This is a genomic window from Psychroflexus salis (assembly GCF_014640175.1).
Lineage (GTDB): Bacteria > Bacteroidota > Bacteroidia > Flavobacteriales > Flavobacteriaceae > Psychroflexus > Psychroflexus salis.
The window spans coordinates 87,419-109,962 of the sequence record NZ_BMGL01000004.1 but is presented as its reverse complement, the minus strand read 5'-3'; the positions used below and the strand labels follow the sequence as shown (position 1 = coordinate 109,962).

At 34.0% G+C, this 22,544-nt stretch carries 22 protein-coding genes; 9 read left to right on the top strand and 13 right to left on the bottom strand.

The genetic code is table 11. The features are described 5' to 3' along the window. Positions 1–57: 57 nt before the first annotated feature. The gene (locus IEV63_RS04155; protein ID WP_188405528.1) at positions 58–435 is read left to right on the top strand and encodes a DUF983 domain-containing protein; all 378 of its coding nucleotides are present in this window, start codon (positions 58–60) and stop codon (positions 433–435) included. Here IEV63_RS04155 and IEV63_RS04150 read toward each other — a convergent pair. From IEV63_RS04150 to IEV63_RS04115, 8 genes are all read right to left on the bottom strand, one after another. After that, the gene (locus tag IEV63_RS04150; protein WP_188405526.1) at positions 428–1,456 is read right to left on the bottom strand and encodes an NAD(P)/FAD-dependent oxidoreductase; all 1,029 of its coding nucleotides are present in this window, start codon (positions 1,454–1,456) and stop codon (positions 428–430) included. The genes IEV63_RS04155 and IEV63_RS04150 overlap by 8 nt on opposite strands. Before the next feature lie 67 nt (positions 1,457–1,523). Then, complete coding sequence (porN, locus tag IEV63_RS04145) at positions 1,524–2,534, bottom strand: type IX secretion system ring subunit PorN/GldN (protein ID WP_188405525.1); 1,011 nt, start codon at positions 2,532–2,534, stop codon at positions 1,524–1,526. Positions 2,535–2,544: 10 nt separating this feature from the next. Next, positions 2,545–4,122, bottom strand: coding sequence for a type IX secretion system motor protein PorM/GldM (porM, locus tag IEV63_RS04140; RefSeq protein WP_188405524.1), 1,578 nt, complete (start codon positions 4,120–4,122; stop codon positions 2,545–2,547). Positions 4,123–4,176: 54 nt separating this feature from the next. Then, positions 4,177–4,827 (bottom strand): type IX secretion system motor protein PorL/GldL, encoded by a 651-nt coding sequence (gene porL / locus IEV63_RS04135; RefSeq protein WP_188405522.1) that lies wholly within the window; start codon positions 4,825–4,827, stop codon positions 4,177–4,179. 46 nt (positions 4,828–4,873) lie between these two features. Beyond that, the gene (gene porK / locus IEV63_RS04130) at positions 4,874–6,232 is read right to left on the bottom strand and encodes a T9SS ring complex lipoprotein PorK/GldK (RefSeq protein WP_188405521.1); all 1,359 of its coding nucleotides are present in this window, start codon (positions 6,230–6,232) and stop codon (positions 4,874–4,876) included. Between the two features lie 100 nt (positions 6,233–6,332). Then, the gene (locus IEV63_RS04125) at positions 6,333–7,493 is read right to left on the bottom strand and encodes a formimidoylglutamase (protein WP_188405519.1); all 1,161 of its coding nucleotides are present in this window, start codon (positions 7,491–7,493) and stop codon (positions 6,333–6,335) included. 8 nt (positions 7,494–7,501) lie between these two features. Next, on the bottom strand, positions 7,502–10,030 hold the full coding sequence (gene topA / locus IEV63_RS04120; RefSeq protein ID WP_188405517.1) for a type I DNA topoisomerase: 2,529 nt from the start codon (positions 10,028–10,030) through the stop codon (positions 7,502–7,504). Positions 10,031–10,191: 161 nt separating this feature from the next. Continuing rightward, positions 10,192–10,623, bottom strand: a complete 432-nt coding sequence (locus tag IEV63_RS04115) for a hypothetical protein (protein WP_188405516.1) — start codon at positions 10,621–10,623, stop codon at positions 10,192–10,194. 111 nt (positions 10,624–10,734) lie between these two features. Between IEV63_RS04115 and miaB the strand changes: the two genes are divergently transcribed. The 8 genes from miaB (at position 10,735) to IEV63_RS04075 (ending at position 18,995) form a co-directional block, all read left to right on the top strand. Next, positions 10,735–12,183, top strand: coding sequence for a tRNA (N6-isopentenyl adenosine(37)-C2)-methylthiotransferase MiaB (miaB, locus tag IEV63_RS04110; RefSeq protein ID WP_188405515.1), 1,449 nt, complete (start codon positions 10,735–10,737; stop codon positions 12,181–12,183). A 1-nt stretch (position 12,184) separates the two neighbouring features. Further along, positions 12,185–13,471, top strand: coding sequence for a sigma 54-interacting transcriptional regulator (locus IEV63_RS04105; RefSeq protein ID WP_188405514.1), 1,287 nt, complete (start codon positions 12,185–12,187; stop codon positions 13,469–13,471). Beyond that, complete coding sequence (locus tag IEV63_RS04100; protein ID WP_188405513.1) at positions 13,461–13,970, top strand: LptE family protein; 510 nt, start codon at positions 13,461–13,463, stop codon at positions 13,968–13,970. The genes IEV63_RS04105 and IEV63_RS04100 overlap by 11 nt, the downstream gene beginning before the upstream one ends. A 1-nt stretch (position 13,971) precedes the next feature. Further along, the gene (locus IEV63_RS04095; protein WP_188405511.1) at positions 13,972–14,760 is read left to right on the top strand and encodes a DUF8458 domain-containing protein; all 789 of its coding nucleotides are present in this window, start codon (positions 13,972–13,974) and stop codon (positions 14,758–14,760) included. Next, positions 14,760–15,098, top strand: a complete 339-nt coding sequence (gene secG / locus IEV63_RS04090; protein ID WP_188405509.1) for a preprotein translocase subunit SecG — start codon at positions 14,760–14,762, stop codon at positions 15,096–15,098. Before IEV63_RS04095 ends, secG begins: the two co-directional genes overlap by 1 nt. Positions 15,099–15,229: 131 nt before the next feature. Continuing rightward, positions 15,230–15,505 (top strand): co-chaperone GroES, encoded by a 276-nt coding sequence (locus IEV63_RS04085; protein WP_188405507.1) that lies wholly within the window; start codon positions 15,230–15,232, stop codon positions 15,503–15,505. A gap of 31 nt (positions 15,506–15,536) precedes the next feature. Then, positions 15,537–17,174 (top strand): chaperonin GroEL, encoded by a 1,638-nt coding sequence (gene groL / locus IEV63_RS04080; RefSeq protein WP_188405505.1) that lies wholly within the window; start codon positions 15,537–15,539, stop codon positions 17,172–17,174. Between the two features lie 336 nt (positions 17,175–17,510). Next, positions 17,511–18,995 (top strand): S10 family peptidase, encoded by a 1,485-nt coding sequence (locus IEV63_RS04075; RefSeq protein ID WP_188405504.1) that lies wholly within the window; start codon positions 17,511–17,513, stop codon positions 18,993–18,995. Positions 18,996–19,279: 284 nt separating this feature from the next. On the opposite strand, the gene IEV63_RS04070 is transcribed toward IEV63_RS04075, so the two are convergent. From IEV63_RS04070 to rpsR, 5 genes are all read right to left on the bottom strand, one after another. Next, complete coding sequence (locus IEV63_RS04070) at positions 19,280–19,696, bottom strand: ribosomal maturation YjgA family protein (protein WP_188405502.1); 417 nt, start codon at positions 19,694–19,696, stop codon at positions 19,280–19,282. A gap of 113 nt (positions 19,697–19,809) precedes the next feature. Next, positions 19,810–21,192 carry a histidine--tRNA ligase gene (hisS, locus tag IEV63_RS04065; protein WP_188405500.1) on the bottom strand — a complete coding sequence of 461 codons (1,383 nt, stop codon included), beginning with the start codon at positions 21,190–21,192 and terminating at the stop codon, positions 19,810–19,812. A 47-nt stretch (positions 21,193–21,239) separates the two neighbouring features. After that, on the bottom strand, positions 21,240–21,713 hold the full coding sequence (locus IEV63_RS04060) for a DUF6495 family protein (RefSeq protein WP_188405498.1): 474 nt from the start codon (positions 21,711–21,713) through the stop codon (positions 21,240–21,242). Positions 21,714–21,780: 67 nt separating this feature from the next. Then, positions 21,781–22,233: a 50S ribosomal protein L9 gene (gene rplI, locus IEV63_RS04055; protein ID WP_188405497.1), complete on the bottom strand. Its 453-nt coding sequence runs from the start codon at positions 22,231–22,233 to the stop codon at positions 21,781–21,783. A gap of 13 nt (positions 22,234–22,246) precedes the next feature. Then, on the bottom strand, positions 22,247–22,543 hold the full coding sequence (rpsR, locus tag IEV63_RS04050; RefSeq protein WP_188405496.1) for a 30S ribosomal protein S18: 297 nt from the start codon (positions 22,541–22,543) through the stop codon (positions 22,247–22,249). Position 22,544 lies beyond the last annotated feature (1 nt).

The following is a 22,544-nucleotide window of genomic DNA, read 5'->3' as shown; positions in this document are numbered from 1 at the left end:
AATTTCTTTTTGCAAATATTGTTATTTTTACATTCCAAAACATTAAATAAATCAAAAATGCTGAAAGGCTCTAAACTCTATAGTATTTTTACCGGAACTTGTCCTGTTTGCCAATCAGAAAACATGTACGAATCGAGTAATCCATTCAATTTATCTAAAGCAACAGCCATGAATGAACGTTGCTCACATTGCGGCACAAAATACAAAATAGAGCCATCGTTTTTTTATGGTGCTATGTACGTAAGTTATGGACTTGGCGTTGCTATAGCTGTTGCGAGTTTTATAATATCGTACTATTTTTTTTCATTAGATAAACTCACTTCTTTTTTTATAATTTTAGGTGCATTAATTTTTTTAATGCCAATTAACCTAAGACTTTCTAGAAACATATGGATTAATTTCTTTATGAGTTACGACCCAGAAAAAGCTAAGTAGCTATAAAACGCTTTACATCTACTTCTTTTCTTAGCGGTTCTCCCTGCTCTATGTGTCGTAATAATTCTTCGGCAAGCAAAGGCGCCATCATTAAACCACGACTCCCCATTCCGTTTAAAATGTGCATATTTTTGTAAATGGGATGTGTACCATAAATAGGCTTCTTATCTTTTACGGTAGGCCGTATTCCAGCTATTTGTTCAATAATTTCATAAGAACAACTTATCAATTTATCTAAATAGACTAACATCTCTTCGCGAGCTTCTTGTGAAGCTAGCTTACTGAAGTCATTACGATTATAGGTAGCTCCATATTTATACACATCGTTTCCTAAAGGAATAAGAAAATATTTGTTTTTTAAAATAGCATTTAGTTGAAGCTCTCTCGATTTAAAAAGTAGATATTCGCCTTTGTTTCCTTGAATGGGAAGTTGTTTAAAAAAAGGGTTTAAGCAAATACCATAACCTTCACAAAATATAATGTTTCTTGCTTTAGTGCCTTTGTATTCGATGTGGTTTTTATGAAAAACTAACAAATCATGATTAAAAGTTTCTGTGAAAATTTTATTTTGTTGTTTCAAGTTATACAACTCATTTTGTAATAATCGCTGAATTTGGATTACTCCACCTCCAAGCACTTCACTCATTTTATAAGGAGCATTAATGTTTGGATATGCTTCTAGTATTGCATATTTTGTGTACAAGCTGGTTAATGAATTTTGAAATTGACTAACATGGTTATTTTGGTCTTCTACTGAGAAAAATACTCGATGAATTGGAAGAGATGAAAAATATTCTTGATTGAATGAAGAATAAAAGGATTTAGCATGAGGTAAAAATTCGTCTACATTCCAAACAGGTTTTCCAGTTTTAAGCATAAGAGGATTAACCAGCCCGCCAGCAGCTAAACTAGCATTTTGAGATGAGTTATTATACAATACAAATGAAAGTTTTCGATTGGACAGTGATCTGGTTACAGACAAACCAGATATACCAAATCCAACGACTATATAATCTAACATAAAATATAAAATTAAAGAAGCATCCCGAAAAGGATGCTTCTAATAATTAATGAATTATAAGTTGCAATTAGTGATTCCACATGTCTAACTCAAAATTTCTAATTTCTTCTTTGATGCGATCTGCTTCTAACAATTGCATCATTGCGTCATTTTGTATATATTCTTGGATTTTTCTATCTCCATATTCATTTTCAGTTTTATAAATCACAGCATTAAAACGTCTTGAGTTTAGCAAATGATCAAAACTAATTGGTTTTGCACTATTGTCTTTATTAAGAACCTTGGCTTTATGTAAAGCATTTCTAGCATCTGGAAACCAAATCCAAAAGTACTCTACTGGAGTTGAAGCAACATTAGTGCCTTTTGTTCGTACATCGTCACCAACAGGAGCAATACCTAGCAAACGGTAACGCATTTCACCTTGTATTTTATCGAAATACCACATTCCTTTAATATGATAGTAAGATATATCACGCGCAGAGATTTCAGTAGTTTCTACAAAAAAGTCCAAACGCTCTACTAAGTCCGCTGGATAATGCTGCTCAAGCGTACCTTCTTTATAACGCTCAATATACAAATCTTGTTGTTCAGTACCAACAATACCATACTCATCTAATATTGGAAGACCAGCATCAATAATACGTGTATATTTTAATTGATTTAAAGCTTTCTGTCCTTTATATTGATCTTCTTCTCTAAAATAATCTGAACCATAAATTTGAGTAATAGCAAATTCAGATGGATTTTCTGAAGCTCCGTCTTCAATAGCTTCTACTAAAACTTGAAATAAAGGTTTTCTACTGTCACTAAACATTGTTTCCTGAGTTGGATAATAAAGTGGAAAATTCACTTTTTGCTTTAAATCCACCTTTTCCCAGATAGTCTTAGCCCACAAAACATCGCGGTCTCCGATATAACCATATTCAAGTGGCTTGTCATTATTCCCAGATTTTTCATCTTCCGTCATCACACCCACTTCTTTAGGTGTTTTAGCATTCAATATATTAGCTTGACTAAATGCTTTTCCAGCAAATAAAACAAGAAAAAGAAGTGATAGTTTAAAAGCCTTAAATTTCATATAAATAATTTTAGTTTGTCAATTGAACTTCAAAAGAAGTTGGACTCGGTACGTTAACACCAGGAACATCTGCCTTTATATCGAAGATAGTTAAAACATCACCTGCGTTAGCAAAATTTAATAATTGCTGTGCTGCACCATCAAATGTATTTCCTGATACAGTAACAGCTGGTCTACCTGGAACACGCACAGAGAAACGTTTAACAACTGCCTTAATATCAAAGTCAAAGTTTTCAAATTCAGCTCCAACAGGAGATCTTGAAAGCGCGCTTTTAGTGATATTAATTGGCTTACCTTCTGGTATTTGTCCACGAATAGAACCTGTAGGTCTTGGTAAAGACTTAATTCTAAACACAGCAGTTGAAGGGAAAGATTGACCATCGATAGTACCCGTAACGTTAATTTTTACTTCTTTTCCAGTTGAAGGAACTAAGTTATACTTTGAACCAGATAATTTTTTTAAATTTTGTCCAGGTGCAGAAACTTGTACATTATTTTCTGGAACGCCTGGCATGGAAACTGTAATTGGATTATCTACACCACGATAAACTACGTTCATTTTATCAGCTGAAACAATGGCTTGATTTGGTTTTGGAATAACCTGAAATGATTGATCTACGGGAACTTCTACGGGTTTACCATCTTGCAAGAAAATTAACTTTCCTTCAATTTTTTGGTCACCAACAGAAGATGCAGTTACATTTAATTTTACTTGTCCAGCTTCTATAGTGTAATCTTTATCTTTTTGAAGTTTTCTACCGTTGAACTTTAAATCTACCTCGTCCGGTACAGTACTTTCGTCAACACGTCCTAAAACCACAGATCCATCAAAAGCTTCTCCTTGATAGTAAGCTCCTTTTGGTTGTTGTAGAAGAGTTGAATAATTGTCCATCGATGCAATAGATGTTAATTGTCCTGCTAATTTTACCGATAAAATTTCGTTTTCGATGATTTTTAAATCATGTTGTAAATTCGAAAGTTTGGTAATAGTAGAAATCAAAGGATAACCAACAAAATGGTAGTTGATATAATTCAGTGGAGTTGCATTTTCGCCAGCATCTCTAGGCATTACATCAGCCGCACTAAATTTTTCTTTGATGGTTTTAACAAAAGGTGCGTAAGTTGGGTCATCTCCAAGCAAACTTACCATTTTATCCTTATAGCTACGCATATTATTTAAAAAGGCTTCACCATCTGGTTTAAGCTGGTCTCCTTTTCTAAAATATTCACTTACATAAGAATCTTTATCCATTGTTTCGTAATCTGTTGGATTTTCAACAGAGCTTAAGAATTCTTGTTTCACTGAACCTAAATATCCGTAAAGCTCATTGGTATGTGCAACAACCTTTTTTGCTTCATCGTATATTTTACCAAATTGCTCTGGCTGATCTTGGGCTTTTTGCTTTAATTGTGCAAGTGCCTGGCTGTTTTTATCTTCAAAATTTGAACTACTTTCAACAAGTGATTCATTAATTTGCCCAAAAGCCGACAATACTTCCTTAGACATATTAAGTGCTAACATTGCTATAAACACCAAATACATTAAGTTAATCATCTTCTGCCTTGGGGTTTCCTTTCCTCCTGCCATACGTACTGAATTTAATTTTTTAGTTTATTAAAAATGGGGTTTGATTAAAGAATCTTATTTCTTTGGTGACATTGCGCTTAACATTCCACCATAAACACCATTTAATGAATTTAAATTCATAGTTAGGGATTCCATTTGATCTTTAAGTCTTCCAGCATTATCAGTTACAGCTTGATTAATTTCAGCTTGTTTTGTAGCTGCTTCAACTTGTACTTTATATAGATTATTTAAAGATTCCATTTGTGTTGCAGCTTGAGAAATTTGGCTACTATATTTTTGTTGAGAATCCATAGCCTCAGCAGTTGGAGCGATATGCTTAGATGCAGCTTCGAAACTTTTAATACTTTGCCCTAAACTTTCCATTAATTGAGAATCTATCTTAGCTTCTTTTAACATGTTGTCTAGTTTTTTAGATAACATTCCTTGCTCATCTTCAATTTGTTGATCATCGCTACCAGCAACAGCATCTCCACCCGCTAATTCTGGATAAACCTTAGACCAGTCTAATTCATCGTCTACTGGCTCGAATGCAGAGATAGCAAAAACACCAGCTTCAACTAATAATCCAATTGTTAACATTACTCCACCAGTTAAGAAACCATATTCTAAGTGTTGAATTTTGAACAATGCTCCAATAATTACGATTGCTGCTCCCAATCCATAAACCATGTTCATTATTTTCTTTTGTGCTTTTGATTTTGCCATTTTTATAATTTTTAATTGTTGTTTGTTTAATTTTTATTGTTAAGTATTATTTGTTTCTCAAATCAAGGTTATTACCTAAGAAATCTTGAACGGTTCTAAAACCGATATAACTTCTCGCTGAATCAGCATATTCGTAGTCACGCGAACTAACTTGTAAAAAGTAACTCACATCTTTCCACGAACCACCGCGAACAACTTTGCGTTTGTTTTTCTTATTATTCACGTTTGGACTCATGCTAGACATGTACTCGTAAGAATCAGGCTCATAAGAAGTTCCAACCCATTCCGAAACATTACCTGACATATTGTATAATCCAAAATCGTTGGGCTGATATGAATCTGCTTCTACAGTATACAAAGCTTCATCAGCAGCATAATCTCCACGTAAAGGTTTAAAGTTAGCTAAAAAACAAGCTCTATCATCTTTAGCATAAGGACCACCCCATGGATACGTACCAGATTCTAAGCCGCCGCGTGCAGCATACTCCCATTCAGCCTCGGTTGGCAATCTAAAAAAATTAGCGTGTTCCAAACCTTTTGATTTTCTGAAGCTATTTAAGTATTGTGTTCTCCAGTCTGAAAAAGCTTTCGCCTGATTCCAATTTACACCTACCACAGGATAATTATCGTAAGCAGCATGCGAAAAGTAATCGTTATGAAGTGGCTCATTATAGGAATAATGAAAATCTTTAATCCACACTGTTGTATCAGGATAAACCAAGACTTCAGACTCTTCGATAAAGTTTGTACGATTTCCAGACTCACGTGCTGCAGCCTCTACATCCATAGTTTTTAAAGAATATGCGAATTTGGTAACATCCATCATGCGCTCACCATTATACGATTGCTCGTTAGGCAAATAGAATTCATCCATAACATATACATAATCTGCATCTGGATATTCTTCTTGATTCCAAATGATTTCAGCATCCCAATTGATTTTTTGATTCATTGGATCGTAATGCTTAGAAAATTCCTGAAAAGGAGTTAAGTTACCTGCATCTTGGTCAGCCGCATTTTTAAATGCAAAATCTCCGATGGTTTGGTTATTTCTACCTCCACCACCTTGAACATTTCCTGCTAATTCTGCAGCTTCAGCTAACTTTTGCCGAATAGTAGAATCTCTAACCCATTGTACAAACTGTCTGTATTCTGAGTTTGTAACTTCCGTTTCATCCATATAAAAAGAGGGAACAGTTACTGTTTTAGTTGGTGCGTTGTTTAATCCAGCGATATCGTAATCTGATTTCCCCATGATAAAAGCTCCACCCTGAACTAGAACCATACCAAAAGGCTTCTCTGGATTCCATTTTTTACCTTTAACTCCAATTAACTGTCCGCGGTCGTTACCACCACAACTTATAAGTAAAGAAGCTAAAACTAAGATTGAAAGAATATTTCTCATCTGCATTTGATTATCGTCAATTTTAAAGGCGTAAACCTATTTAATTATTTCCAAAATTACAACTTAATTCTTAAAAATGACTTAATTTAAATTAATTCAATTAAACTTCATTTTTGTATTTCGCTCGCATCCAGCGCTCTGGAAGCGTTTGATCACATGCCAATAGGTAATCGTTTTTATTACATGGTAGAAACGAAACTTCTGTTAGTTTATTTTGTTTCCCCGAAAACTGAGGGATTTCAATCCACCATCTTCCAGTATTTTCACTTTCATAAAAGTGAAGAACTTCTTCGTTTATAGGCACTTTATAGTGTATGAATTTGGATTTGTCCAATTTCGGATTTTCTAAAACACGATAATGTAAACCTTCAATATAATACCATATTATTTGAGCCGCAATTTGAGAAATTGTATTGATATTTTCAAACTTTTGTAGGTTATATATTCCAAAACTTGTGTTTTTATGGCTCAAGCCGCTGTATCGGGCTAATGCACATAGTTCTTTAGACTCAAAACCATTCACCATTTGGTGTGTTTTTGAAATAATTTCGGAAGCTTTTAAACTGTTTAAATCTAAGCTAACTAGGTCAGCATCTCTTAATACGGGTTCCATCTCGGCTAAATTAGTTGTTGCTTCACCCAATCGATAAGCTTCAAAAAACAATTTTTCTACTAAATCTTTTTCTTCTTGTTTTACATAATATGTTTGGTAACCTATATTCGAAAAATTAAATAAGTTATAAGGTTTTTTAACAATCATATGGCTAACGTAAGATTCGTCTGATATTGGTTGCTCGGCGTCACCAATATCAAATTTAGCATCTATTCCTACTAAATTAACCATGTATTTATAATTATCGTAAGCCCTATATTGAGCATAGGTTAAATCTTGGCGACCACCTAAAACAATCAAAACTATGTCTTGTCGCATCAATTCACGTTGCACTTCTTGCAATACAAAAAAACTATCTGAAAGTTTATTTCCAGCCGGCATATTACCTAAATCTAGTATACTTTTTTGCCAGTTGGCTTTATACAATTGGTATAAATGTTTTCTTATGTGCAAATAAAAATCTGAGTTCGGGGCTTCATCATTGTTAAAATCAGTAACCGATAAAATGGCAATATTAAAACCAGACCAATTTTCGATTTCAATTTCATGAAAAAACTGAACATCTTTGCCAATACAACCAGGCTCAAAATTTTGCACTTGCTGTGTAAACGAACTTGGCAAGGCTTCTAAAAATGAGAAAACTTCCATTAAGCTTATTATTTCTTATTCTTAGTTGATACTTTCTTTTTAGTTGAAGCTGTTTTCGTAACTTTTTTCTTTGTTGCTACTTTTTTCTTTTTGGGAGTTTTCTTTTCTAGCATGGCTTCCACCTCATCTAAGGTTAAAGCTTCAGCATTGGTTGTTTTTGGCAATTCAACTTTAATTTTGCCTTTAGAAACTTTAAATCTTCCCCATCTTGCTTTTTCTACCTTAATACCTTCATCTTTCCAGTGATGAATTAATTTATCTTTCTCCTTTTGGATTTTATCTTCAATTAAGACTTCAATATCTTCATTACTAAGGTTGTCAAAATCGTATTTTTTACTCACGTTAATAAACATGTCGTTCCATTTTAAAAATGGACCGAATCGACCAACTCCTTTTTGAACCCCTTTTCCTTTGTATTCGTATATAGGTTTGTCTGCTTCTTCTTTAGCTTTTATTAGTTCTAATGCACGTTCGTAACTTACTTCTAAAGGATCTTCATCTTTCTCTAAAGAAACGAATTTTTTACCAAAACGAACATAAGGACCGTATCTTCCAACATTAGCTTCTACCGTTTCACCTTTGTATTCTCCTAATTCTTTAGGTAATTTAAACAAATCCATTGCTTCATCAAAAGTAATGCTTTGTAAAGTTTGACTTGGTCTTAATCCTGCAAATTTTGGCTTCTCTTCGTCTTCAACCGAACCAATTTGAACCATAGCACCATACTTCCCTAATCTCGCACTTACAGGCTTTCCAGATTTTGGATCAGTTCCCAAAACTCTTTCTCCAACTTCTCGCTCTGCATTTTTCTCAACGTCTTTAACCGTTGGATGAAATTTACTGTAAAATGATTTTAAAACCTGTGTCCAGTCTTTTTTACCTTCTGCAATTTTATCAAAATCCTGCTCGAGTTCTGCCGTAAAATTAAAATCTAAGACGCCACTAAAATGCTCAACTAAAAAGTCGTTGACTACCATACCTACATCTGTTGGCACTAATTTTCCTTTATCTGAACCTACCATTTCAGATAGGATTTTTTCTCGAATTTTATCTTCCGCTAGTGTGAATTGAGTGTATTTGCGCTCGCTTCCTTCAACTTGACCTTTTTCTACATATTTTCTATTCTGAATAGTAGAAATTGTTGGTGCATAAGTAGAAGGACGACCAATTCCAAGTTCTTCTAATTTTTTAACCAAGGAAGCTTCGGTATACCTAGAAGGTGGACGAGTAAAACGTTCTGTAGCTTGAATAAAATTATTTTCGAGGTTATCGCCTTCTTTCATTCGAGGTAAAATTCCACTTTGCTCCTCATCTTCATCATCTTTCCCTTCCAAATAAACCTTTAAAAATCCATCGAATTTAATCATTTCACCCCGTGCAATAAAAGCATCTTTATGTGAATTGGCTTCAATTTTTGCGGTAGTCCGTTCTAATTGTGCATCGCTCATTTGTGATGCAATTGCACGTTTCCAAATTAATTCGTATAATCTTTTCTGATCGTAATCGGCACCTGTATTATGGATTGCAAAGTTAGTAGGACGTATGGCTTCGTGGGCTTCTTGTGCACCTTTAGCTCCAGATTTATAATTGCGTTCTTTATGATATTTTTCTCCATAAACCGCATTAATTTCTTGCTTTGCACCTTTTTTAGCTTCAGCAGATAAATTTACACTATCTGTTCTCATGTAAGTAATATGACCAGATTCGTATAAACGCTGGGCTAAACTCATGGTTTTCCCTACTGGAAAATATAATTTTCTCGCTGCTTCTTGCTGTAGGGTTGAAGTTGTAAATGGTGGTGCAGGCGATTTTTTCGCTGGTTTAGTAGCAAGCTCTCCCACCTTAAACTCAGCTCCAAGGTTTTGCTCTAAAAACTTTTTAGCAGCTTCTTTAGAAGCTATGTTTTTGGCTAGCTTAGCTTTAAAACTTGCTCCGTGTTTTGTGCTAAATTCTGCATCAATTCTATAGGAAGCTTCAGCTTTAAAACCAGTTATTTCTCGTTCTCGTTCTACAATTAAACGTACGGATACCGATTGCACTCTACCTGCAGACAAGCCGCCTTTTACTTTTCGCCATAAAATAGGAGATAGCTCATAACCTACCAAACGGTCTAAAACTCTCCTAGCTTGCTGTGCATCTACTAAGTGATAGTCAATTTCACGTGGATTTTGGATGGCTTTATCTATTGCTGTTTTTGTGATTTCATGAAAAACAATACGTTTTGTATTTTCTGGCTTCAGCTTTAAGGCTTCAGACAAATGCCATGCAATTGCTTCTCCTTCTCGGTCCTCATCACTTGCTAACCAGACCATCTCAGAAGATTTAGCTAACTTTTTAAGTTTACTAACCACATCTTTTTTGTCTTTACTAATTATATATTTAGGTTTAAAGTCATGCTCTACATCAACTCCAATTTCTTTAGAAGGTAAATCTGAAATATGTCCATAACTAGAAGCTAAATGATAATCCTTACCCAGAAATTTTTCGATAGTTTTTGCTTTTGCAGGTGACTCAACGATTACTAAATTCTTTGCCATATAATAAAATTGTACTGCAAAAGTAGACGAATTTTTTGATTTCGGATTTTGAAATGCAATTGTTTCTAAACTATTTACAGAAAGTGCTGTTAAAGTACTAAGCCTTTTAAAAGCTTAATTTTAAAGCAAAGTAAACAGGCAACAATTAAACGATGCTTCAATTATAGAAAGTCTTCGCTTTCAATTTGAATAACTGTTTTACCTAGCTGCAACAACAAAAAACGATTGTAAACTTGTACTAAAGTTTCTTTATAAAAACCGTAAAATCGTTCTTTTAAAAAATCGGATTTTGCATTAACTCCTATATAAAGATGCTGAACACCTTCCGAATTATTAATTATGAAAATTTCTTGCACAAAATGTACGTCTTCATTTGAAAATTCATAGACAAAAACTCCATTATTTGATTCAACTAAAGTTAAATCATCATTTATATTTGGGTAATTGTCCTGAAGCAAAACAAGGGCATTTGGTTGACTTAAATTAATTTTCATTTCGAAATCGTAGGTATACTTTTTAACGAAAAAATACCATGAAATTAAGCTAACGAACGCAAATAGTAGTAAACTATATAATTTCTGTTTCTTTTTCAATGCTACAATTTAAAGGAAATGTAAAGTTCAAAATTAAGCAATACTGAAGAATGTTAGTGTGACACTTTGTCAGAACTCTAGAACAAAGTATCTTTGCACAAAATTTTGAAGATGGAAAAGCTAATTGACGAATCAGTACAGGGTCAAGTTTTAGAACAAAAAACACAAAACACAAACAGTAAAAAGTTATATATAGAAAGTTATGGTTGCCAAATGAATTTTAGCGACAGTGAAATTGTAGCTTCTATTTTAGCAAATAATGGATATAATACTACTCAGGAATTAAATGAAGCTGATTTAGTATTAGTGAATACTTGTTCTATACGTGATAAGGCTGAACAAACTGTTCGTAAACGCTTAGAGAAATTTAATGCGGTAAAACGTGAACAACCCCATATGAAAGTTGGAGTTTTAGGTTGTATGGCAGAACGTTTAAAAGAAAAGTTTTTAGAAGAAGAAAAAATAGTAGATTTAGTTGTAGGTCCTGACGCGTACAAAGATTTACCCAATTTACTTAGCGAAGTTGAAGAAGGAAGAAACGCAGTAAATGTAATTCTATCGAAAGAAGAAACCTACGGCGATGTTGCTCCTGTTCGCTTGCAAAGCAACGGAGTTTCTGCATTTGTATCGATTACGCGGGGATGCGACAACATGTGCACATTTTGTGTGGTTCCATTTACACGTGGTAGAGAACGTAGCCGTGACCCACAAAGCATTTTAGAAGAAATAAAAGACTTATGGAGCAAAGGTTTTAAAGAAATTACCTTATTGGGTCAAAATGTAGATTCGTATTTATGGTATGGTGGCGGACTAAAAAAAGATTTTAAAAACGCCAGCGAAATGCAAAAGGCAACTGCTGTAAATTTTGCTAATTTATTAGAATCGGTAGCAAAAGCAGCTCCGAAAATGCGCATCCGTTTTTCTACTTCCAACCCACAGGATATGACCTTAGATGTAATTGACATGATGGCGAAATACCATAATATTTGCAATTACATTCATTTACCCGTGCAAAGTGGAAGCGACCGTATTCTTCAAAAAATGAATCGTTTGCATACCCGTGCGGAATATTTTGAATTGATTGATAACATTAAAAAACGTATCCCTGATTGCGGAATTTCGCACGATATGATTGCTGGTTTCCCTACTGAAACCGAAGCAGACCATCAAGATACCTTAAGCTTAATGGAATATGTAAAATACGATTTCGGTTTCATGTTTGCTTATTCTGAACGACCTGGTACTATGGCTGGGAGAAAATTTGAAGATGATATACCCGAAGCTACAAAAAAACGCAGGTTAACTGAAATTATAAATTTACAGCAACGCCATGCTTTATACAGAACACAGCAATACCTTAACCAAACTGTTGAAGTTTTAATTGAAAAGGAATCGAAAAAATCTGATCTACATTGGGCTGGACGAAACACGCAAAACACAATGGTAGTTTTTCCAAAAGAAAATTATCAGGTTGGTGATTACGTAATGGTAAAAATTGAAGATTGTACCAGCGCAACTTTAAAAGGAACACCCGTTGGATATTCAACTATAATGCAATAAAATGGAATCAGTACAAGCCATAAAACAGCGCTTTGGTATTATTGGCAACAATGTTTCTTTAAATCGCGCTTTAGAAAAAAGTATACAAGTTGCTCCTACCGATATTTCGGTTTTAGTTTCTGGCGAAAGCGGTGTTGGTAAAGAAAGTTTACCTAAAATTATTCACTCGTTATCGCATCGCAAACACAATAAATACATAGCAGTAAACTGTGGAGCTATTCCAGAAGGAACCATAGATTCTGAATTGTTTGGACACGAAAAAGGAGCCTTTACAGGCGCATCGCAAGCTCGAGATGGTTATTTTCAAGTGGCTGATGGTGGCACCATTTTTTTAGATGAAGTTGGCGAACTTCCGTTAACTACGCAAGTACGTTTATTACGTGTATTAGAAAATGGTGAGTTTATTAAAGTGGGCTCTTCTAAGGTGCAAAAAACCAATGTACGAATTGTAGCTGCCACTAACGTTAACATGCATGAAGCTATTCAAAAAAATAAATTTAGAGAAGATTTGTATTACCGTTTAAGCACCATCGAAATTCATCTTCCACCTTTACGCAATCGCAAAGACGACATCCATTTATTGTTTAGAAAGTTCGCTTCAGATTTTGCTACCAAATACAAAATGCCAACCGTACGCTTAAGCGATTCAGCTCAAAAATTATTAGAAAGCTGCAACTGGCCTGGCAATATTAGGCAGTTAAAAAATGTAGCCGAGCAAATTTCAGTTTTAGAAAAAGAACGCGAACTCAATGCAGATCGTTTACGAGAATACATTCCGAAAACAAATAATTTACCATCGGTAATTAAAAACGAAAAAGCTAAAGAAGACTTCAGCAACGAACGCGAAATCTTATACAAAGTGCTTTTTGATATGAAAAGTGACTTAAACGACTTAAAGAAATTAACCTTAGAGTTGTTGAGTAATGGGAATACAGAAAAAGTAAAAGATGAGCAGGAAAATTTGATAAAGAAAATTTATGGGCAAACCAAAGAAAGCAGAAACAATGAAGATGATTTTGACGAACGCCTAGAAGTTTTACAGATCCCAGAAAAAGGTTCTAAAGAAATTAATGATGAAGATAATGAAGAAATAGAAATTGAGACAGCATCTTCTTACGACTTTGCTGAAGATATTGAAGAAGAAGAAACATTATCGCTACAAGAAAAAGAAATAGAATTAATAAAAAAATCGTTGGAGCGTTACCAAGGAAAACGAAAGCCTGCAGCTGAAGAGCTAGGCATTAGTGAACGCACACTTTATCGTAAAATAAAACAATATGACCTATAACATTTTCCGTTTTAGCGCTATTGCATTTTTCTGTATTGCTTTAAATTCTTGTAAATATTATTCATTTACTGGAGCAGATACAGGGAACGCTGAAACCTACCAAGTAAACTTCTTTCAAAATAACGCTCCCTTAATAGAGCCTGGAATTGATAGATTATTTACCCTTCAATTGCAAGATTTAATTCAGAATCAAACTAAACTTGGTCAAGAAACTTCAGGCGCAGATTTAATTTATGAAGGTGAGATAGTACAATATTACGTCGCTCCAATGACGGCTACTAGTGATAATCGAGCAGCTCAAAACCGCTTAACCATTGCTATTAATGTAAGGTATTACAATACTTTAGAGCCTGAAAAAGACTTTGAGCAGAAATTTTCGTTTTATTTCGATTACGATGCTAATTCACAGTTAGTAGGACCCATTAAGGATGAAGCTATTAATGAAATATTTACTAGAATTTCTCAAGACGTTTTTAATGCATCACTAACCAATTGGTAATATGGACAAAAAAACACAAATCAATCAGTTATTACATCAGCATCAACAAGTGGGAAAGATTGATTTTGTTCAATTACAAAATTGGATAAACCAATATCCTTTTTTTCAAAGTTTACAATGTGTTTACCTAAAAAAATTATATCTAAACAATTCCTTTCAGTATAACACACAATTAAAAAAGACAGCAGCAATAACAAGTAGTCGAGCTATTTTATTCGATTATATTACTTCAAAAACATTTCTGCAACAAGATATTGCTGAACAAATTCAAAACAATCAATTAAATGTTGAGGAAGAATTTGAACTGGGCATGACTTCTTTGGAAGCAAAAAAAATTGCAAATCCAGATTTGTTTGTCCCTAAAGTAAAATCTGGAGAACCGCTTCATTTTTCAGATAATGAAAAACATAGCTTCAATCAATGGTTACAGCTTACAAAAGTAGAACCTATACAACGAAGCGAAAAACAATTAAACTCAAACCACAAAAGAAGAATTGAGACCGAAAAAGATAAGTCTAATTTAAAAATGGATAAAATAGATTCATTTTTGAAAGCAAATCCAAAAATAAAACCTACCAAAAACTATTCGCCTAGAAAAGAAATTAAATTAAAAACAAGCCCATCATCTCAGCTAATGACAGAAACTTTGGCTCGTGTTTACGAAGAACAAAAAGCTTACGAAAAAGCAATACAAGCATATAAAATATTAATTTTGAATAATCCCGAAAAAAATAGTTTCTTTGCAACCCAAATTGAACGACTAGAACAACTTTTAGAAAACAATATATAATGAGTACATTTTCAATATTCCTAATCTTAATTTTAATTGTAGCCTTTTTACTAATTGTAACCATTATGGTGCAAAACCCAAAAGGTGGTGGTTTATCTTCATCATTCGGTGGTGGTGGTAGTCAACAAGTTGGTGGAGTTAAACAAACTTCAGACTTTTTAGATAAAAGTACGTGGGTATTAGCTACCTTGCTTTTGGTATTAATTCTATTATCAAACGTTACTATAATGAAATCAGACGGAGGTAATAAAATAATTGACGGATATGAGCAAAACACAGAAATTCCTGAAGCTCAATCAATTCCTCCAATACAAGAAACAGGAGAAAGCGAAGAATAAATACTGTATTTTACAATATTAAAATGCCAGCTTATGACAAGCTGGCATTTTTTTTTTAATGAATGACATAAAACTAACATTGGCACACTTTTCGAAATGCTTGTAGTAGTTAAACTTTAAAAACATAAAAAATGGCAGTAAATATTAAACCATTAGCAGATCGAGTGCTTGTAGAGCCTCAAGCAGCAGAAACGAAAACTGCATCTGGAATTATTATTCCTGAAACCGCAAAAGAAAAACCACAAAAAGGAAAGGTAATAGCGGTAGGTAACGGAAAAAAAGACCATGACATGACCGTTAAAGAAGGTGACATGGTTTTATACGGTAAATATTCTGGCACCGATTTAAAGTTAGAAGGTAAAGATTACCTAATGATGCGAGAAGACGACATTTTAGGCATTATTTAAAAAACATTGTAGAATTTAAAAATTTAAGAAGATGGCAAAAGATATAAAATACAATTTAGAAGCAAGAGACGGCATTAAACGTGGGGTTGATGCTTTAGCCAATGCAGTAAAAGTTACTTTAGGACCAAAAGGACGAAATGTAATCATCTCAAAATCCTTTGGAGCACCAACCGTTACTAAAGATGGTGTTAGCGTAGCTAAAGAAATTGAATTAAAAGATGCTCACGAAAATATGGGCGCTCAAATGGTTAAAGAAGTAGCATCAAAAACCAACGATTTAGCGGGTGACGGAACCACAACTGCTACGGTTCTTGCACAAGCAATCGTAAAAGAAGGTCTAAAAAACGTAGCTGCAGGTGCTAACCCAATGGAATTAAAAAAAGGAATCGACAAATCGGTTGAAGCTATTACTAAATTTTTAGAAGAGCAAGCCGAAGAAGTTGGAGATTCTTCCGATAAAATTAAACAAGTAGCTTCTATTTCTGCAAATAACGATGAGCATATAGGTGAATTAATTGCTGAAGCTTTTGGAAAAGTAGGAAAAGAAGGTGTAATTACTGTTGAAGAAGCAAAAGGAACTGAAACTTATGTGGATGTAGTTGAAGGTATGCAATTCGACCGCGGCTATTTATCACCATACTTCGTAACCGATAGCGAGAAAATGGTAGCTGAATTAGAAAGCCCACAAATCTTAATTGTAGATAAGAAAATTACTGCAATGAAAGATTTATTGCCCATCTTAGAACCTGCTGCACAAAGTGGAAAACCACTTTTAATCATCGCCGAAGATATCGAAGGTGAAGCTTTGGCTACTTTAGTAGTAAATAAATTACGTGGTTCTTTAAAAATTGCAGCTGTAAAAGCTCCAGGATTTGGAGATCGCAGAAAAGCAATGTTAGAAGATATAGCTATCCTAACCGGTGGTACCGTAATTTCTGAAGAGCGTGGATTTACTCTAGAGAATGCTACTGTAGATATGTTAGGTCAAGCAGAAAACATTACGATTGATAAAGACAACACTACAATTGTAAATGGAGCTGGCGATAAAGACAACATCAAAAACAGAGTAAATCAAATTAAATCGCAAATAGAATCTACTACTAGCGATTATGATAAAGAAAAACTACAAGAGCGCTTAGCTAAATTAGCGGGTGGTGTTGCAGTACTTTATGTTGGTGCTGCATCTGAAGTAGAAATGAAAGAAAAGAAAGACCGAGTAGACGATGCACTTCACGCAACTAGAGCTGCTGTAGAAGAAGGTATTGTTGCTGGTGGTGGCGTTGCTTTAATTCGTTCAATCGAAGCATTAAAAAGCTTAAAAGCAGATACGCCAGACGAGAAAACTGGAATTCAATTAGTAGCAAAAGCCATAGAAGCTCCAATGCGAACTATTGTTGAAAATGCTGGTGGAGAAGGCTCTGTTGTAATTAACAAAGTACTTGAAGGTAAACTTGGGTACGATGCTAAAACTGGAACTTATGTAGATATGCTAAAAGCTGGAATTATCGACCCTAAAAAAGTAACTAGAATAGCATTAGAGAATGCTGCTTCAGTTTCGGGAATGATTCTTACAACTGAATGTGCTTTAATCGAGCTACCTGAAGATAATGAAGGTGGCGCTCCAGGCGGAATGCCAGGAATGGGTGGCGGTATGCCAGGAATGATGTAATCGTTTAACCCAAAACATATACTAAATCCGTTGCATGAATTTGTAACGGGTTTTTTTATGAAAAACACTTTGAAGCTGTCATTCCTTGCAAGCCATAGCGCGACAAGGAATCTTATGAAACCAAAATAATGTCGAACAAAAACGAACACTATGTCTTGGTAATTATATGATTATCAGCAAAATTTTTTGGATATCGCATCAATCAGGGCTAGGCATTCAATACTAAAATTAACATTTACACAAAGTAGATGGCTAAGTTTTCATAAAATGAATAACACAAGAGTTTATCTAATTCAAAAGACTTATTTTTAAACCAAATTCAAAAAAATACGCAAAATGAAAATTAGCTTTGCCTTTATTTTATTACTGTTATCACTAAATATAAACAGTCAAATTCTAGATTTCGATCCAGAGAAGCCTTCTATCACGCAACATAAAGTGAAAATTAATGGAAAAACCATAGATTATACAGCAGAAGTAGGCATGCAAGAAGTTTACAATAATAATGATGAAGCTTTTGCTTATTTATTGTACACCTATTATACTCGAAAGGATAAAAAAGAAGATGCTAATAGACCATTGGTGGTTTCATTTAACGGCGGACCAGGTTCAGCTTCGGTTTGGATGCATTTGGCTTACACGGGTCCAAGAATATTAAATATTAGTGATGAAGGTTTTCCGCTTCAGCCTTATGGTGTAAAAGAAAATCCACATAGTATTTTAGACATTGCCGATATTGTTTATGTAAATCCAGTAAATACAGGCTATTCTAGACCTTTAAAAGATAAAGAAGGAAAATTCGATAAAAATGAATTTTTTGGAGTAAACGAAGATATTACCTACTTAGCCAAATGGATTAACGATTTTGTAAGCCGAAAAGATAAATGGAGAAACCCTAAATACCTCATCGGTGAAAGTTACGGAACAACGCGTGTATCTGGATTAGCCAATCGATTACAAAATAACCATTGGATGTACATTAACGGTGTAATTTTAGTTTCCCCAACCGAATTAGGCATAGAACGCAACGGACCTGTAGAAGTGGCGAATCGCTTACCTTATTTTGCAGCAGCAGCATGGTACCATAATCAATTAGATTCAAAATATCAAAATATGCCCATTCAGGAATATTTAGATGAAGTTGAAAATTTTACAATCAACGAATTGACTCCAGCTATGGTAAAAGGTGGATTCTTAAAAGAAGATGTTAGAAAGCAAATGGCCATGCAAATGGAAGAATACAGCAGCATTACAGCTGAATTATTTTTACAACATAATTTAGAGTTACCTTATAATTACTTCTGGAAAGAATTACTACGAGATGAAGGTTTTACGGTTGGCAGATTAGATTCTCGTTACAAAGGTTTAGATGAAAAAGATGCAGGCGGTAGACCAGACTACAATGCTGAATTAACTTCTTGGCTACATTCTTTTACACCAGCAGTAAACCATTATTTTAAACACGACTTAGAATTCGAAACTAGAAATGCTTATAATATGTTTGGCAATGTGTATCCATGGGATCGTTCTAAAAATAATAATACAGGAAAACAGCTTAGACAAGCTATGGCACAGAACCCGAGTATGCAAGTTATGATTCAAGCAGGTTATTTTGATGGTGCTACTACCTATTTTAATGCAAAATACACCATGTGGCATATCGATGAAAGCGGAAAATTAAAAGATAGAATGCATTTTAAAACCTACGAAAGCGGACACATGATGTATTTGCGTAAAGAAGATTTAAAGTCGGCTAACGAAGATGTTAGAGAGTTTATTTTGAATACGATACCTAAAGAAGGAGAAGCGATTAAGTATTGATTTTTTTATTGTCTTAGTAAAATATAAAATGCGAAGTTTAAAGCTTCGCATTTTATGTTTAGCCATAATTAAGTGAAATAAGCTCTCGATACAATTTAAAAAGCTTTTGGAAGCTATTTAAATAACTCGAACAGACATCAACTAACAAAGCTCTCGATACAATCATAATTTGTTTTTCTGTAAAAACAAATTATGACCACTCGAGCAGACATTCACTTTAAATAAATTTATCAGCTATGCGAAGATTGAATCTTCGTACTCTTTAAGTTTGTGATAGCCTAAAATCAAACAGAGTGAAATTTGTTTGAAAAATAGCACCACAGATAATCAAAACCAAATCCAAACGCCACGCCAATAGAATAGGCCAAAATATCACTCCACAAGAAACCAAAACCTAGAATTAGTCCGCCTAAAAGTGTTTTTCGAATATCATTAAGCCATTCTGCTTGATATAACTGGCTAATTTCAATGGCATAAGAAAAAGCAAGGGTTAAAATTGCTGAATTAAGAATTCGATACTTTGGTGAAATGCATCTAAATCCAAAATAAACCATCATTGCCCAAATAGCATCTCCCAAGTATAAGTTGAACTCTTTAGGAATTCCTATTTCAAAATTTCTTGACGCTAATCCTAGGCCTAAGCTGATGAACATGAAAAAAGCATAAAAAATTGATGCTAACACATGTTTTTGTTTAATCATGTAAGTATAATTATTTATCCAACATTGAAGCTTATAGCCTACAAATCGAAGCTCCTTAAAATGTTGTGATTCTAAAATTTATGTTTGATACAATTCTTGTCTTAGAAATACCTTTAAGCAAATTTATCTTGCAAACGTTGAGATATCTGAGCTAAATTCAATTCAAATTGCTCCCTAGACTTCATATTTTTTAAGGTAAAAACTTCTTTTTGTATTTCGGCTTCGCCTGCTAAAATTACATAAGGAATATTACGTTTGTTTGCAAAATTCATTTGTTTTTTCATCTTCGCTGCATCGGGATACAAATCGACCGAAAAGCCTTTTTTTCGAAGTTGACTTACAGCTTTTAGTGCATATAAAGCTTCTTTTTCTCCAAAGTTGATAAATAAAATTTGTGTTCCTTCAGTAATGGTTTTGGGGAACAAGTCCAGTTCTTCTAACACCAAGTAAATACGATCCAAACCAAAAGAAACACCTACTCCTGACATATCTTTTAAACCGAAAATACCAGTTAAGTCGTCATATCTTCCACCACCACCAATCGAACCCATTTTCACTTCAGAAGGAGCCGAAACTTCAAAAATACAGCCTGTATAATAATTCAGTCCACGCGCTAAAGTAATGTTCAATTTTAATTTTGCAGTTGCTAATGGCATTTTTTGAATGCATTTACTAATAAACTGTAATTCTTCAATGCCTTGCAAACCAATTGCTGAATCGGAAAGTAGCTGAGATAGTTCCTGTAATTGATGCTCAAAATCTCCAGAAAATTGAAATACTGGAGCTAATTTTACAATAGCTTCTTGGCTGATACCTTTTTCCAACATTTCCTTTTCTACTCCTGCTCTACCTATTTTGTCTAATTTATCTAAAGCAACCGTAAAGTCGATAAGCTTATCGGTTTCTCCAATTACTTCGGCTAATCCAGAAAGCACTTTTCGGTTATTGATATTAATTTCAACTCCCTTTAAGTTTAAACTACTAAAAACCGCATCGTATAATTGAATAAACTCTACTTCCTGCCATAAACTTTTACTGCCTATTACATCTGCATCGCATTGTGTAAATTCTCTAAAACGCCCTTTTTGGGGACGATCTGCGCGATAAACATTTTGAATTTGATAACGCTTAAACGGAAAGTCAATTTCATTTTGGTGCTGTACAACATAGCGAGCAAAAGGAACAGTTAAGTCGTACCGAAGTGATTTTTCGGTGATTTTGTGGGCAATAGTATTTGAATTTTTACTTTGGTAAGTTTCATCTTTCACTTTAGAAAGAAAGTCGCCCGAATTGAGAATCTTAAAGATCAATCGATCTCCTTCTTCACCGTATTTACCTAATAAAGTGGAATTATTTTCAAAACTTGGCGTTTCGATAGGCTGAAAACCAAAATTAGAAAAATGATGACTAATTTGCTGAATAATGTAGTTTCGTTTTGCTACTTCTTCAGGAGAAAAATCGCGTGTTCCTTTTGGTAATCCAGGTTTTTGAGCCATTTTAATTTGCAGTTTTAGGTATTACGAATATAGTGAAGTTTAAAAAGTTAAGCATGAACTAATTTTTCAAAATAAAGGTATAATTCGCCTTTTGTTATTCTTGCACCTTGTTTAATTAAGGCAAAAATGTCTTTGTTTCGGTCTTCGGTAATGGGTTTTTCTGATGTATATAAATCAACATCATCGTTCATTAAATTTTGTTTTAACCACGCGTAACCTTCTGAAGTTTGCAAATCTACCGCTGGATTATTTACCTTTATTCCTATAAGATGAATTAAATGATCATCGAAATAAAACAGAAAAATTTGCTGTGGAGAAAAGTGCTCAATAAACTCAACCTTATTTAAAACGCCTTCCCATACTAAATCGCTAAATAAGTCTAATTCTTCTTCAGCAACTTTAGGTTTTTCTTGTTTAATTTTTGTCCACTCGTCTTTTGTGATTTGTTGGGTAGCCAAAAACTTAGCAAACTCTTCGTGGAGTTCTTCTAGTTGTTCTCGTGTTAAACGCTCGTACTTCATTAGTCTATTTTTAAGGAATAAAAAAGCCTACCCAAAATGAGTAGGCTTTTGTATATAAAAATTTTGCTTAAGCTTCTGCTACTACATCGAAAGTGAAATCTTTAATCACTTCTCTATGAAAACGTAATTTAGCTTCATACTGACCTAAACGCTTAATGTTACCGCCCAAAATACTGATGTATTTTTTATCGATAACTACATCGTGTTTAGCTAATGCATCGCTTACATCGGCAGCAGTAACACTACCGAACAATTTATCGTCACCGCCCGCTTTGGCAGTCATTTTAAATTCTTGTAAGTCTTCTAATTTTGCTGCTTCTTTTTTTGCTTCGTCTACAACTTTTTGCTCTTTGTAAGCACGTTGTCTTAAATTTTCTGCCAAAACTTTACGTGCAGAAGGAGTTGCTAATACCGCTAATTTTTGCGGGATTAAGTAATTACGACCATAGCCGTTTTTTACTTCTACAACATCGTCGGCAAATCCTAATTTTTCTACGTCTTGTTTTAATATAACTTCCATAATTATTTGCCTTTTATTTTAATAAATCGCCTACGTATGGCATTAATGCTAAGTGACGTGCTCTTTTAATTGCTACCGAAACTTTACGTTGGTATTTTAAAGATGTACCTGTAAGTCTTCTTGGAAGAATTTTACCTTGGTCGTTTACAAATTCCATTAAAAAATCTGGATTTTTATAATCTACATATTTAATACCAGCACGCTTAAAACGGCAAAAGCGTTTTTTAGATTGCGTTTCTATATCTAGGGGCGTTAAATAACGAATTTGCCCGTCGTTTTTTTCTTTTGATTGTTCTTCAATTGTTGCCATA